10 protein-coding genes are annotated in these 15343 nt (G+C 33.8%); 9 read left to right on the forward strand and 1 reads right to left on the reverse strand.

What is annotated here, in order from left to right:
- Positions 1-142 precede the first annotated feature (142 nt).
- A complete protein-coding gene (gene istB, locus AM279_RS17145) occupies positions 143-889 on the forward strand; it encodes an IS21-like element helper ATPase IstB (RefSeq protein ID WP_054405553.1) in 747 nt (248 codons plus the stop codon).
- A gap of 75 nt (positions 890-964) precedes the next feature.
- Positions 965-1438 (forward strand): restriction endonuclease subunit S, encoded by a 474-nt coding sequence (locus AM279_RS17150; RefSeq protein ID WP_054409277.1) that lies wholly within the window; start codon positions 965-967, stop codon positions 1436-1438.
- Here AM279_RS17150 and AM279_RS17155 read toward each other — a convergent pair.
- Positions 1431-2633: a restriction endonuclease subunit S gene (locus tag AM279_RS17155; protein WP_054409278.1), complete on the reverse strand. Its 1203-nt coding sequence runs from the start codon at positions 2631-2633 to the stop codon at positions 1431-1433. The genes AM279_RS17150 and AM279_RS17155 overlap by 8 nt on opposite strands.
- 84 nt (positions 2634-2717) lie before the next feature.
- Here AM279_RS17155 and AM279_RS17160 point away from each other — a divergent pair, with 84 nt between their 5' ends.
- The 7 genes from AM279_RS17160 to AM279_RS17190 all read left to right on the forward strand — a co-directional run bounded on the left by AM279_RS17160 (position 2718) and on the right by AM279_RS17190 (position 15342).
- Complete coding sequence (locus AM279_RS17160) at positions 2718-3641, forward strand: tyrosine-type recombinase/integrase (protein ID WP_054409279.1); 924 nt, start codon at positions 2718-2720, stop codon at positions 3639-3641.
- Between the two features lie 93 nt (positions 3642-3734).
- Positions 3735-4619, forward strand: coding sequence for a restriction endonuclease (locus tag AM279_RS17165; RefSeq protein ID WP_054409280.1), 885 nt, complete (start codon positions 3735-3737; stop codon positions 4617-4619).
- Between the two features lie 23 nt (positions 4620-4642).
- On the forward strand, positions 4643-7798 hold the full coding sequence (locus AM279_RS17170) for a type I restriction endonuclease subunit R (RefSeq protein ID WP_054409281.1): 3156 nt from the start codon (positions 4643-4645) through the stop codon (positions 7796-7798).
- Positions 7798-8490 (forward strand): M48 family metallopeptidase, encoded by a 693-nt coding sequence (locus AM279_RS17175; protein WP_054409282.1) that lies wholly within the window; start codon positions 7798-7800, stop codon positions 8488-8490. The genes AM279_RS17170 and AM279_RS17175 overlap by 1 nt, the downstream gene beginning before the upstream one ends.
- Positions 8491-9112: 622 nt before the next feature.
- Positions 9113-10027 carry a hypothetical protein gene (locus AM279_RS17180; RefSeq protein ID WP_054409283.1) on the forward strand — a complete coding sequence of 305 codons (915 nt, stop codon included), beginning with the start codon at positions 9113-9115 and terminating at the stop codon, positions 10025-10027.
- A gap of 502 nt (positions 10028-10529) precedes the next feature.
- Positions 10530-11837: a S41 family peptidase gene (locus AM279_RS17185; RefSeq protein WP_054409284.1), complete on the forward strand. Its 1308-nt coding sequence runs from the start codon at positions 10530-10532 to the stop codon at positions 11835-11837.
- 820 nt (positions 11838-12657) lie between these two features.
- The gene (locus tag AM279_RS17190; RefSeq protein WP_054409285.1) at positions 12658-15342 is read left to right on the forward strand and encodes a T9SS type A sorting domain-containing protein; all 2685 of its coding nucleotides are present in this window, start codon (positions 12658-12660) and stop codon (positions 15340-15342) included.
- Position 15343 lies beyond the last annotated feature (1 nt).

Here is a 15343-nt window from a genome sequence, read left to right on the forward strand (position 1 = left end):
ATTATCCTGTTATTGAGGAGATACTGCGCAAGCGCCTTGACCAGTTACAACCCGAACAGGAGCTCACTGAAATACCGCCGCACAGCAACATCCGCGGAAAGGAATATTACCAATAATCACTACCATTAAAACAATAAAGACCATGAATAACGAAACACTAGACAAGATGCGCCAGCTGCGCTTATACGGCATGTATGATGCCTTTAAAACCAACCTGGAAACCTCCATAAAAGAATCGCTTACACCCGACCAGTTCGTTGCCTTTTTAATCGCCAGCGAATGGGACGACCGCCGTAACCGGAATATAGAACGGGCTATTAAATCAGCAGGCTTCCGTTACAAAGCCTCACTGGAAGAGGTAGACTATGCTATTGATAGGGGGCTGGACAAAAACCAGTTCCACAGGCTGGCCGGGCTCGATTTTATAAAGGAACATAAGGATATATTTATTACCGGTTCCACCGGGACAGGGAAAAGTTACCTGGCAACAGCGCTGGGCTACCAGGCCTGCCAGGATGGCTTTAAGGTACTCTATGTCAATACCGCCAAGTTTATGGGGCAGCTTAAACTGGCCAAAGCCAAAGGGACACTGCTGGCTGAACTTAAACGTATCGAACGCATAGACCTGCTTATACTTGATGATTTTGGCCTGCAGCCCTTCGACCCGCAGTCAAGGCTTATACTGCTGGACATTATAGAAGACCGCCACCAAAAGCGTTCTACGATGCTTACATCGCAGATACCGGTAAAGCAATGGTATGATATAATCGGTGAGAAAACCATAGCTGACGCTGTACTGGACCGCATCGTACACCACTCTTTAAGGCTCGAACTTTACGGGGAATCGTTAAGGAGAAGAAAATCTAAATCAGATAGTGTATTTTTGTAAAAATATTAGTGAATAACCAGGACTAAAAACTACCGTTTTTAAAGCCTGACACAAACTACAACTTGTACGCTTTTTTTGTCAATAACTCTAAGGGGTCAATTTGCTCTGGCGAGAGGGGGTCAATTTAATTGGTATATCCAGTATGGGGCAAACGGAATTATTTCGTTTATTGATAGTTATAAAATTGATAATGATTCAATCTTAATCATAAAGGATGGAGCTGGAGTTGGGAAGATTCAATTTGGGATAGGAAAACTCTCCGTTATCGGAACCTTAAACTATCTTATTGCGAAATCAGATACCAATCTAAAGTATATTTTTTTTAGTCTAAAGTTCTTTAACTTTGAAAAATACAAAGTTGGATCCGGTATTCCTCATATTTATTTCAAAGATTATGGAGAATCATTAATTTTTTGCCCATCAATTGATGAACAGCGTAATATAGAACAATTACTATCATCAATTGATGAGAAAATAAATATTGAAAAGACTTTATTACAAAAATATGAGATGCAGAAAAAGCATTTATTACAGAACCTATTTATATAAATAGGTTCTGTAATAAATATTGTTTTTGAGACTGGTATTCCTCCAAAATTTTTCTCTCAGTTTCAATTTTTATGTCAATCGACGAAAAGAATCGAGCGATTTTAGTTTGTTCTTCAAATGAGGGAAAATCAATAGTCATATTTTTCATATGATTATAGTAAAGATGTACAATAGTACTCCCTTGTGTGTAACTAGCTATTTCTTCCTTTTTATAATTTGACAAATAGTAGGCATAAAAGATATTATTTATTTTTTCTTTGCTACGCAGAACAGTAATATCTCCCCCTAATAAAACATTTTCTTTATCAATAGCCGTCACATTTGCTAAATCAATACCTGTTGTAGTGGTTGAACTTGGTATTAGCAAATCACCTATTTGAGATTTCAATCCATCTTCTTCATTTGTTTTACTGACAACATTACAAATCACTTCTTTATATTTTGTGTATAATTCTCCATATAACACACATTCATATTTCCCGTTTGGAGTAAGTTTATCTTTTGAAAGACCTTTCCCTTTTTCTGAATAAAAAATATCTCCTAATCGTTTTACTTCCCAATCCCCTGTAAATTCTATAAATCTATTTTTTTGAGAAAACAGCTTTTCACTTAGCCCTTTAATTAAGGACTCTAGTTCTTCAATTATTTTGTTTTGGGTTTGGATTCTTTCGTCAATGAGTGATAAAAAAGATGCGATTTTTTGTTGTTCATCCGAGATAGGTGTAAATAATTTTATACCCTTGATACTTTCAAAATTTAGACCTTCACGACCGCTTCCCGTTTGTAAATTATTGAAAATAATTTGACCTTTATTTGATGAAAATATAGGTTGAATAAATCTTGGATTATATTGTTGACTTAATCTTATAATGCAGACATGTTGATTAACATTTGCAATTTTAAAATCATTAAACACAACACAGCTTCGCCCCAATGAAGCACCTGTTATATTAAGAAGTATATCATTTGGTTTAACAATGCTGTTTTTCATTTGGTTATTTACAGATTCTGGAATAAATACAGAATTATCTAATTCTAACCTGTCGTTGTTTACATTTTGACTCCGTATAAAAATTATACCTTCCTTTGTGTAAACGGTTTCACCTCCTAAAGGAGTCTTTCCACTATTGACTTTATCAGCAATCTCCCCCAACTTTTTCACTTCCCATTCCCCTTCAAAGCCCGGAAATCTCAAAGGGGGAACATTGACTAATTCATATCCTCAATGTTAAAAAACCTTAATTACTTTCCTTTGAGATTAATTTAAAATTTAAGCAAAATGAATAAAAAACGAATTTCAGAAGTGATCACACTTTGGAAAGCAGACAAGAAGCAGTATGTCAAGAAATCAAGCTTTTCAGCTTATACACTTCTGATTGAAAATCATTTACAACCTGTTTTTGGTGATCAATTTATTATTGAAGAGACTGATGTACAAAACTTTGTTTTCCAGAAATTGGAATCAGGCTTGAGCCATAAGACAATTAAAGATATACTGATTGTGCTGAAGATGATTCTCAAATTTGGTGCAAAACATAAATGGTTGGATTATACTCCTTTTGACATACAGTTTCCTACAGAGCGTGAAAAACACAATATTGAAGTATTAAGCCGAGCAGATCAGAAAAAAATAATGAGCTATATACAGGAACATTTTACATTTAGAAACTTAGGAGTTTATATCTGCTTGAGTGCAGGTATGCGTATTGGAGAAGTGTGTGCATTAACATGGCAGGATATAGATACAGATAACGGTGTTATCAGTGTTAATCGCACGATTCAACGTATTTATGTGATTGAAGAAGGAACCCGTAGAACGGAACTGATTTTAGATACGCCAAAAACCAAAAACTCCATTCGGGAAATTCCAATCAGTAAGGATTTATTGAGGATATTGAAACCATTTAAAAAAATCGTCAATCCATCATTTTTTGTTTTGACAAACGATGCTAAACCTACAGAACCCCGAACATACCGCAGTTACTATAAAAACTTAATGAAAGAACTCAAAATGCCGGAAATAAAATTTCACGGTCTAAGGCATAGCTTCGCCACAAGATGTATCGAAAGTAATTGTGATTACAAGACTGTGAGTGTACTTTTAGGGCATTCTAACATCAGCACCACTTTAAATCTCTATGTTCATCCTAATATGGAACAAAAGAAGAAAGCCATTGAGCAGATGTTTAAGGCATTAAGGTAGTTAAGAGTTGCTAATTATGAGTTATGAGTGCATTTTTACTATATTTGTTCAGTACGAAAGTTAGTATCATAACTCATAATTTCTAATTTATAAATGCATCAAGAACTGCCTAAATTTCATGAAACCTTTAATCCGATTCTGGAGATTTTATCAAACGGAGAAGTAATTCATACAAGGGTGATGCAAAATAGGGTGATTGAAAAGTATTACGTTCATTTACCCAAAGAACTTCTTGAAGAAACGACAAAATCTGGAGAGAACTTAATCAATAATAGAATTGCTTGGGGAAAATCTTATCTTAAAAAAGGTGGGTATATTCATTACCCTTCAAGAGGAAATGTACAAATTACGGAAAAAGGAATTGCTCAGAAAACACATTTAAGTTTAAATAGCTTAGAGCAGGAAAGTTCTTTAATGGATTTTTATCAAACAGAAAATGATAAAAAATCAACAGAAATAAAGAAAATATCGAATGCTTCTCCCCAGGATTTAATTGATGAAGGCTTTAATCAAATTGAGAGGGAAACCAAGAACGAACTTCTTGAAAAGTTGAAAGAAATAGATCCCTATTATTTTGAAAAAGTTATTTTGATTTTGTTAAAGAAGATGGGGTATGGAGATTTTATTGAAACTACAAAATCTTCTGACGGAGGAATTGACGGAGTCATCAATGAAGATAAACTCGGCTTGGATAAGATTTATATTCAGGCAAAAAGATTTACAGAAAATAAAGTCCGTGAAAAAGACATCAGAAATTTTATTGGGGCAATGAGTGGTGACACTAACAAAGGTGTTTTTGTGACAACCTCTTTATTTGATAAAGGTGCAGAGGAAAAGGCTAAAAACGCACATCACAAAATCATCTTGATAGATGGTAATAAATTGGTTGATTTAATGCACGAATATAATGTTGGTGTACAAATAAAAGCAACTTATGAAATAAAACATTTAGACGAAGATTTCTTTGTAGAACAGTAAAGTAGCATCCCTAAATCCATACCATGGCATTCACCGAAGATAATATATCACAAATTCCTGCGCTCAAACTACTTATTAATCTGGGGTATGATTACTTATCCCCCAGCGAAGCCTTACAGCTTCGTGAAAATAGAGAAAGTAATGTGATTTTAACCGATATCCTCCGGGAACGTTTGATGCATATCAATGATATTAAAATCGGAATTAAGAAAACGAAGTTTGAACCAGCAAATATTGAAAAAGCTATCCAGAAACTTCAGGATATACCGCTTTCTGAGGGATTGGTACAAGTTTGTAATCAAATCTACAATTTGTTGGTATTTGGACATGCTTTAGAACAATCTATTAATGGTGACAAAAAAAGTCATACAATTCAATATATTGATTGGGAAAATCCGACTAACAATTATTTCCACGTATCGGAAGAATTCTCGGTATTACGTACAGGACGAAAAGATACGTACCGACCTGATATTGTTTTATTTGTCAATGGTATTCCATTAGCTGTTATGGAATGTAAAAGTCCCACAATTAAAGAACCAATAAAACAGGCTATCTCCCAGCATATCAGGAATCAACAAGAAAATGGTATTCAAAATTTGTATGTGTATAGTCAGGTATTATTAGCAACGTCTCTGTTAGAAACTAAATATGCCACTACAAACACGAAAGAAGAGTTTTGGGCGATGTGGAAAGAAAAGGAAACACAGTTTATTGACAGTTTAGATAGATTAGTAAATACGGCTTTATCAAAGGATATAGAAGCAAAACTTTTCTCAAATCCAGATATCAGAACTAAATCAGACCATATTGCATACCAAGAAAAGTATCAACAATATGTAGCACCTACCCAACAGGATATTTTTATTCAAGGACTTCTAAGTCCTGAGCGTTTATTAACCATTGTTAAGGACTTTATTCTGTTTGAAGCTGGTGTTGTCAAAAAAATTGCCCGCTTTCAGCAGTTCTTTTCCATCAACAAAATCATTGAACGGATAAAACCTATTCGGAACGGTAAAAGAAAAGGTGGTGTTATCTGGCATACACAAGGCAGTGGAAAATCTTTAACAATGGCAATGCTTGCTCGTAAAATTCAAGACACCATAAATAATCCTCAGATTATTTTAGTAACAGATAGAATTGATTTAGACGGACAGATCACAAAAACATTACAAAAAGTAGAAGTAGATGTCATCAATGCTGCATCTGGTAAACAGCTGGTAAGCTTACTAAAAGGAAATGGTGATTTTGTGATTACTACTATTATCAATAAGTTTGATGCAGCCGTCAAAAGTTTATCAGATAATCAATTAACCAGTCACAACATTTTTGTTTTGATTGACGAAGCACATCGAACACAGCATGGTATTTTTAATGTGAATATGGAAAAAGTATTGCCTAATGCTTGTTTCATAGTGTTTACAGGAACGCCGTTGATGAAAAAACAAAAGAACACTGCGAATAAATTTGGAGGGATAATAGATACTTACCCCATCTCAGAAGCGGTTGAAGATGGTGCTATTGTTCCTATTTTATATGAAGGAAGACTGGCGGTACAGGATGTAAACCGAAAAGTACTTGATAAAAGTGTGGATATGGTGATGGAAGATTTGGCAGAATATCACAAAGCTGATTTGAAACAGAAAATGAGCCGGGCAGGGTTAATTACCAAAACGGAACAAAATATTGACCAAATTGCTTTTGATATCAGCAAACATTTTCAGTCAAACTGGGGAAAAGATAAAACTGGAATACATTCAGGTTTCAGAGGAATGGTGGTTTGTCCAGACAAATTAACTGCCGTTAAATACAAGAAAGCATTTGACCTTATCGGGAAAGTAAAAACGGAAGTGGTAATGTCGACTCCCGATACAAGAGAAAATAATGAAGACGTACACAGCTCTGAATCGCCCGAAGTCACTCAATATTATGAGTTATTAAAAACTAAATACGGCCAGCGGATAGATGAAGATATCATACAACAATACGAAAAAGGTGAAAATATTGAATTACTGATTGTTATTGATAAGCTTCTTACCGGGTTTGATGTACCTCAGACGATTGTGATGTATTTATGTCGTAAGTTACGGGAACATACATTGCTACAAGCAATTGCCAGAGTAAACAGAGTTTTCCCGGGCAAGGATTATGGATACATTATTGATTATGCAGGTATAATGGAAGAGCTTCAGCAAGCTTTGGAGAATTATTCTGGAGATGATAATTCTTTTGATCCAAAAGACCTGGCAGGTTCTTTAACGGATATTTCTGAAGAAATAAATAAATTATCTTGGGCTCATACCGATCTGTTGAATATTTTCAAAACCATTAGCAATAAGCAGAATATTGATGAATATATAGTCTTTTTGTCTGACCAGTTCATAAGAGATGATTTCTATAATAAATTTAATGTTTTTGCCAGAATACTGAAGGTAGCATTGTCTTCTATTGACTTTCATAACCAAACACCTGAGCAAGAAATTAAGCAGTATAAAGACGATCTTAAAAAATTTGCAGGTATTCGTGTCGCAGCAAATTCGATCTATCTGGATAAAATCAGTTTTACACAATACGAAAAGCAATTACAGAAATTGCTCGATCAACACGTTATTACAGAGGAAATCATTCGTTTAGTAGAACCTTTGAATATTTTAGATACAGAAGCCTTTGCCGAGGAAGTTGAAAAATTGGTAGGACCAAGAGCTAAGGCTGAAAAGATTGCAGCTGCAACTTCAAAATATTTATCTATCAATATTGATTCTAATCCTGCGTTATTCAAAAAACTATCTGAACTAATCAGCGAAACAATTGCAGAAATGCGTGCCAATCGCCTGTCAGAAATTGAAGCATTAAGAAGGTTGACTGATTATAAAGAACAAGCTGCAAAAGGTTTTTCAGATGATATCCCAGATGATATTAAAGAAAAAAGTAGAAATATTGCTGTTTTTCAACTGCTAAAACAAGAAAGTGATTTAATCGATAAAGAAGTAGAAATCACAAAAATGTTTGATGAAATTGTTTCAGAATTTGAAGTTGTAGACTGGCATAAACGCACTGATATTATCAATAAAATTGAATTAGATTTTGGAGATTATTTAATGGATGTCTTTGATGTTTCTATCGCTAAGGCAGATGAATTAACAAAAAAATTAATTGATATTGCCATCGCAAACAGATAATGAAAGAAAGCATTCAATACGGAAAACAAGAGATAGAATTTGAATTACAATACTCTAATCGCAAAACGATTGGTATTAAAATATTGCCAGACACTTCTGTCTTTGTAGTAGCTCCATTAGAAATATCGCTGGAAAAAATTAAAGAATTACTTTTAAAGAAAGCCCACTGGATATGCAAACAACAGTCTTATTTCTTGAATTTTGATGCAACGGAAATCTCCTATGAAATTAAATCCGGGTATTCTATTTTATATTTAGGAAGGCAGTATAAATTAATTGTTGAAAAATCTGACAAGGAAGAGGTTACCTATAAAGGAAATCTGTTTTTAATTACAGTAAAAAATAAGGAAAAAGCACAAATGCTTTTCGATGGGTGGTTAAAACAAAGAGCTCACAGTAAAATAAGCGAAATAGCAAAACCTATCATTAAAAAATTTTCAGAACGCTTCAAGGCTCCGAATCACATTTATTTTCAGGATATGCCCACCCGATGGGGAAGTTGTACCATTAAAAATAAACTTATCTTCAATCCTAAATTAATTCACACTCCTAAAAGGTGCATTGAGTATGTCATTATGCATGAATTGTGTCATACGGTTCATAAACACCATAATCAGGATTTTTTTGATTTACTCACTTTGATGATGCCTGATTGGGAGAAAAGAAAGGAAAAATTAGATTCATTTGCTTGATTAAAAAAATTATGCCTACTGTTCTTCCTCGTGATCCTCACCCTGTGCATCGCGTATCAAGCTGAACAATCCAAAATTGGCATTTTGCGAATGTTCATGTGAGATAAACCAAAAGAACTTGACTTTATGGCCTTTTCAATTACTACTGTGTATAAGCCACATAATTTTAAGGCGTTCAAAAAAGCTAATGATAGAGATTAGGTCGACTGAGATTCCACCAACTCCCCACAAAAACAAATAACGCCATTAGAATCTAATGTCATTTTCATTTTTATAATTATACTTATTTTAGAGTTTCAAAAAACATCAAAATTATAATTAAGTGTTCTACTGCACCACCTAACAGCCCTCAGAAAGACAAATAAAGCCATTGGATTCCTATGGCTTTATTTTAATAATTTACTTCACAAATTATTTAGCTTAATTATAAAAAAAAACAATTTGCCAAAAAAAGCCACTCATATTGCTTTTCTTTGTGTAATATTTTAAACTTTGTGCTTGATCAAGTAGCGCATATACATCTATCAAGAGGTAAAAATGCGCTAAAAAGTAACGGGTATACCAATAGGGGCTTTTCGTTAGTAGGCGGTAATTTAATGAACTTAGATGCTTAAAAGAAATTATGAATTCATTCTTTAATTTTCAATTCGGAGAATTTAGTCAAACAACTCCCAATTGGTTTGACTGGTTTTCTCTACTGAGTTCATTAATTATTAGTGCAGCGAGTATATTTCTTGCATTCTACCTGGCTGAAAGAATCTATAAAAAAGAAAAAACAGATAAAAATACAGAAGATTTAGATATTCAAAATTCAGAAGTTCATTTATTCAAAAATAGTCTTATTGAATTAGACCGTGCAATTGAAAAACAAATTGTTGATTTACAAAGTTATATTGACAATAAAGATTTTAAATTAATATTTAATTCAGCTATTCAAGTTGATTTCCTTCAATTTGTAAATGTCAAATATTTGTATAAAAATGCGGGTTTTAATAATGTTGAAGCCATTGAAAAAATAAATAATTTAATGATATCACTATATACACTTTATGATTTCAGAGAGTCATTAAGAGATGAAGTTAGAACATACTTGAAAAAATATAATTATCATGAAAGTAAATTTTATTTATACCGCCAACTTCTTTATACAAAGTATTTTTCAATTTGTAATGTTAGAGCAGAATCGATTATAATTGATCAAGGTGTAAAGAAATGGAAATTTGCCGATGACGATAAATTTATGCAGAGATATACTGAATTGATTTTGAATACTTCCAACGATACGTCAATTATTGATAACAACGGACTAAAAGATAGGGCAAAACTAAATGCTAAGTTCGTTGTTCCATTAATTAGTATAGCTTTTGAGTATGTGCCAGAAGATTTAAACGCTATTGAAATTAATGACATTGGGAATCAAGTAAACAATGCTCACATTGATATGGAATCAATTACTGAGAAACATTTTAATGTTATGGAATCATATCTTTCAAATTTACAATCAATAAGTTCTAAGATAAAACTTTATTTAGTATAAGAAAAATCACCGCCAACAGCGGTTTCAAGAAATGGCTAAAAAAGTGGTAAAATTATATTTTCCTTTCGGATGAAATTACAGTTTAGTGAAAATATGCAGTTAAAAAGTTCCACTTCATGAAGTCGCGGAAAGTTACCATATGCATCATTTTATGTTTTTGAAAAACGCAAAAATTGCTATTAAGTGTTCGACTGTGATCCCTGACAGCCCACAGAAAGAAAAACAAAGCCATTGGATTCCAATGGCTTTGTTTTTTAATATACTTTATAAATTCTTAGCTTAATTTTTTACTTTTTCAAAAAATACATTTCAATCAATCAAAAAGCTAATTACATTGATTTTCTTTGTGTAATATTTTGAAATTTTGTGGCTGATCAAGTAGCGTATATACATCTGTAAAAAATAGATGTTTGCTATAAAGTAATAGGTATACATAAGCTTACGGTAATTTCACATAGTTCAAAATCACAGTTTAACAATCAAAAATTATTTAAATAATTTTATGTTTAAGAAAGCAATATTTGTAATAATCATTAGCATTACAGCTATTTGTTGTAAAAGTTCTAAAAAAGAAAAACTGACTAAAGCTGACTTAAATGGTTATTGGGAACAACAAGGAGAAGGAGAAATCATAGAAATTAATGATTCTTTGGTTATATCATATTACAGCAGTAATTTCAATTGCTATCCTAATTGGAAAATTTCAAGAGAATATTTCAATAATCAAACACCTACAATTACGTTGAATGATGATGGATCTTTCACAAATAAAGAAGGATTCACGGTATATACGTATATGAAGTTAAAAGAGAAACCACAACTATGTACAGATTTGACCGAAAATCAAAAAAATAACAACACTTACAACTTTGAAACACTCTGGAACACATTTAATGAGCAATATGTATTTTTCAAAGAACGAAATATTAATTGGGATTTAATCAAGAAAAAATATAAATCAAAATTCACCGACAAAACAGAACCTTTCGAATTCTATTTATTATTAGAAAAAATGGTTCTTGAACTAAAAGACGCTCATTCAGACTTTGAAGTTCCTGATGAATTTGATGTGCAATGGCATAATCTAAATAAAAAAATTGACACAATTGATTACAAAACACTTACGCAACGTAAAATTTTAAAAAAATATTTAAAAAACGTAAAAACGTACAATGATGGTCAGATTTATTATGGTTTAATAGGTAACGACATAGGCTATATTCAACTAAACAGTATGGAACAAGTTGATGATATTCATTCAATTACAGATTCTGTTATTTATGAGATAAGAAACACTAAAGCCTGCATTATTGACCTGCGCTTTAACGGTGGAGGCGATGATTTAACAGGGCTTGATTTTTTAAGTCATTTTATTAACAAGCCATGTAATGTTTATAGTAAAAAAAGACGTTTTAGAGATGGGTTTGCAGGTAACCAAACAATAAAAATAGAACCATCTAAAAACCGTTATACTAAGGAAATCTATGTGTTAACAAGTTCATATACAGTTAGTGCAGCTGAAACAACAATCTTAGCAACATTAAATTTTGATAATTTTAAAAAGATTGGCTCAAACACAAGTGGTGCCTTTTCGGATATTTTGAATAAAAAACTACCAAATGGTTGGAATTATTGGTTATCTAATGAAGTGTATGAAGGAACAAATGGAAAAAATTATGAAGTATATGGTATTCCACCAGACTATCAAATAGATTATCCGAGAGAGAAGGAGCAGTTTTTAAAATCATTATATTTTGAGTTGGATAAAGAAGATAGGGCAATTGTAAAAGTAACTGAATTGATAGAATAACTACTGCCAACAGGAGTTTGGCAAAAGTGAGTTAAGTGCTAAATTCAAATCCTGTTTTTCAATTGAAGTTTTATTGTCGGACAAAGAAAATTTTCATTTCACTTTGATGAGCAATTGACAGTTATAGTCGAACGGTATCAGGTAGTCTATTTTATATTTTCGATAAATGTCAAAACAGATATAAAACGTTCGACTGTAACCCCGGCACTCCACTGTAAGGGATAGTCGAAAGATTATGCCTTTTTTATTGTATATCAAATCCCCTCTTTCCTTTATTGGCATTATGTGATAATAGATTTTACATAGTAGGTGTTTGATAAGCTTCCTGATGGTACAAAACAAATATTAACGTAATAAAATAACTTACCATGTCAAGAGCTTTTTGTGATTGTGTATGTTAACTTAATTAAAATGCAAACGTGGTTTTAGTTTGTTAATTTAGAGCATAGATAAAAATTTATTTATTAAATGAAATTCAGTTTGTTATAAAGAAAACTGCTAAAATTATTAACTAAATTTTAACACTACGCCTGAATATAGTGTTAAAACATTAGCTATGTTTGATAATCCAATCTTGTGTTTTTTTTACAAACCAACTATTTAACATTTCCTTACTATGAATCCTCTATTTCCTTCATTTTTTTCTGACTAAAAAGTCACCCGGTTAAATTTGAATAAGCAGGGTATACCTTTTAGGGGGTATTACGCTAAATTCAGAGTACACTAATTTTACTACCCTCTGGTTAAACAGGGGATGACCCTGTATTGCCATTTTTTTTGATGGTTATCACTTATTACTCCTACTTTAACTGATAAGCTCATGAATTTAAAAAAACTACTTTTATTCCTTACATCATTTTGTTATTCTTTAAGCTGGTCCCAGCAGTTTTTTCCGGGAGGTGTAGCCGGAGCCGAAACATGGTATATTGTAGACTATGCTAACCTGGCTCAGGGCCAGTTTCCTAACCTGGCAGACCCTTATATAAGGTTGTCATCCTGCACTTCAAGTTTAGGCAGCGAAGGGTTATTTAATTTTAATCATTCAATTAATACTAACCTCCTTTGCCTTACATACAATGCATCGCTTGAAAATACTACATCCAGAAATGTTTTTTTTGTAGGCGAGCCCAAAGAGCTCAATATAAATTACGGGCATCTTACAACAAACTGGCGTACAGATATGTCTTCTATAATATTGCCTGCGTGGATAAACAGGTATCGTTTTGACCTTGCTAATAAAGGCGCATATGCAAATAACAATTCTGTTGCGTTTAACAGTGTTACCAAGGCAAACATAAACTTTTATAACTGGAATGTTTACCAGTCAGACAAAAGGTTTAAAAGCTATGGCCTTGGTGGCGAAACGGCTTTTAATATAGGGAAGAGCTTTACTAATACTACTGTTACCCCAACGCTGGAAGGACAGTCATTTATGGGGAATTTTCCTGAATTTATATCATATCCGTTTGAGCTTACGGCTAACCAAAAAAACCGTGTTGAGTCGTACCTGGCTTTAAAATATGGTATTACACTGGCGCCAAATACCCCTTACAGAAATGCAAAGAACACGGTATTTTGGAATGCGGCAAATTATACAAAGTTTGGCACCAGGATATTCGGTATAGGCAGGGATAACATTTCTGGGCTTAACCAGTTACAGAGTGAGAGTGTGCACAACAGGAATTATCTTATAGCATCTGTAAGAAAACTTATGGATACCAATCTGGAAAAACAACAAATTGAACAGATTGCAAATAACAACTTTATAGTTTTTGGCGACAATGGCCTGGCAGATGGATTAATGGCGGAAAATGAGCAGCATGTAAGGATACTGCACAGAAAGTGGCTGTCTCAGAACACGAATGAAAAAGCTAAGGATATAAACATCTATTTTAAGTTTAACCTTATGACTGCCATAAACCAGGCAATGACGGCAAACAGCACACTAAAGCTGTGGATGCTTCATGATAAATATACTACAAACCAAACGGTTTCAGATTTTACAAGCCAGTATGTAGAATATTATGATGCCGCAGGTATGGATGGCTTACAGTATGGTTTTTTTGAAGACGTTTTTTTTGATACTGACGATGGGTTTTATGACCAGTTTACCTTTGGTGTAGGCCCGGATATGATTGTACAGCTGCGTTTTGACAACAGCTGCGACACAAACAGGGTTAGGAGTACGGTTGTAATTACCGGGGGGCGCCCGTCATATAAAGTAAATATAACCAGTACAAACGGTTATAACGAGAACTTTGTAACAAATGAAAATACACTGAACTTTGAGGCACTGGCCCCATCTACCTATACGGTAACAGTAGAGGATTCGGTTGGCAATGTGGCCGAAACCGAAGTAGAGGTGGTAGTGCCGCAAATAAATGTAAACTTAGGCCCTGATATTGTTTTTAATGCCTCGCAACAGCAGGCTACGTTAAATGCAGGACAAAACGTACTTGACCCCACAGCAACTTATAAGTGGTATAAAGATGGTGTTCTTTTAGATTTTTACGGCCCTGTTCTTACTGTTACTGAGCCCGGTGAATATACGGTGGAAGTAACCAGCGGTAACATGATGTGCCAAAAAAGAGATACCATTATAGTGGGGTACAATTTTGCAGGTTCGGCATATGTTTCTATTGGCTGTGAAGATGATTTTGGCAATATAACAGCAACAGTAACAGGTGGTGTGCCACCTTTTACTACTGTTGCCTCCGGAAATACGGTTACTGTAAGCCAGGTACACAGTACAACAAGTGGCACCATTACAAACCTGCCGCCAGATGTATATACAGTAACTACAACAGATAGCAGCGGGAATGTTTTCCAGACCAGCCTTGAAATTTTAGACATGCTTGAGGGTATGGATGTAGACCTTGAAGCACAAATACCGGAATTTCCTATATGTTTTCCGTCTACTTTTTATTCTAACACATCGGTTCCGGCGTACACCTGTGGCGGGGTTATAGCACTTGACGCTTCTGTACTGGTTACAAACCCCAATGTTATTTATGAATGGTATGTAAATGGTAATTATCAAAGCAATATTAATGGCCCATTAGTAGAATTGTATAATACTCCACAGCAACCCTCACCGGATCCAAGTGGATTCAATGAATTCCAGGTTTTAATATACAACTTAGAAACAGGATGTTACATTACTGAAACTGTAGCCATAAACAGGATGTATGGAATAAGGGATGGGGGGAATAATCAGCCAATTGGCACCCGTATAGCAAACCCGCAACCGGCAGAGGCTATTTCGGCAAAAGTATACCCTAACCCAAGTGATGTAAATGCAACGTTTTATTATGAGATAACCTCATCTGAAGTATTCTCCGGCACGGTATATATATACAGCCCTAACGGTGCCCTGCTGTTTGAAAAAGGCATATCGGGGCAATCTGAATACAATATTCCGTTAAGCCTTACCACATCAGGTACTTACCTGGCAATTACCAAAGTTGGAGAAAAAACACTAACCAATAAAATAATCATTAAGTAAT

This window comes from Flavobacterium akiainvivens (assembly GCF_001278115.1).
Taxonomy (GTDB): Bacteria; Bacteroidota; Bacteroidia; order Flavobacteriales; family Flavobacteriaceae; genus Flavobacterium; species Flavobacterium akiainvivens.

Coding starts and splice junctions, on each gene's coding strand:
- istB (WP_054405553.1), top strand. CDS start 143: ATGAATAACGAAACACTAGACAAGATGCGCCAGCTGCGCTTATACGGC.
- AM279_RS17160 (WP_054409279.1), top strand. CDS start 2,718: ATGAATAAAAAACGAATTTCAGAAGTGATCACACTTTGGAAAGCAGAC.
- AM279_RS17165 (WP_054409280.1), top strand. CDS start 3,735: ATGCATCAAGAACTGCCTAAATTTCATGAAACCTTTAATCCGATTCTG.
- AM279_RS17170 (WP_054409281.1), top strand. CDS start 4,643: ATGGCATTCACCGAAGATAATATATCACAAATTCCTGCGCTCAAACTA.
- AM279_RS17175 (WP_054409282.1), top strand. CDS start 7,798: ATGAAAGAAAGCATTCAATACGGAAAACAAGAGATAGAATTTGAATTA.
- AM279_RS17180 (WP_054409283.1), top strand. CDS start 9,113: ATGAATTCATTCTTTAATTTTCAATTCGGAGAATTTAGTCAAACAACT.
- AM279_RS17185 (WP_054409284.1), top strand. CDS start 10,530: ATGTTTAAGAAAGCAATATTTGTAATAATCATTAGCATTACAGCTATT.
- AM279_RS17190 (WP_054409285.1), top strand. CDS start 12,658: ATGAATTTAAAAAAACTACTTTTATTCCTTACATCATTTTGTTATTCT.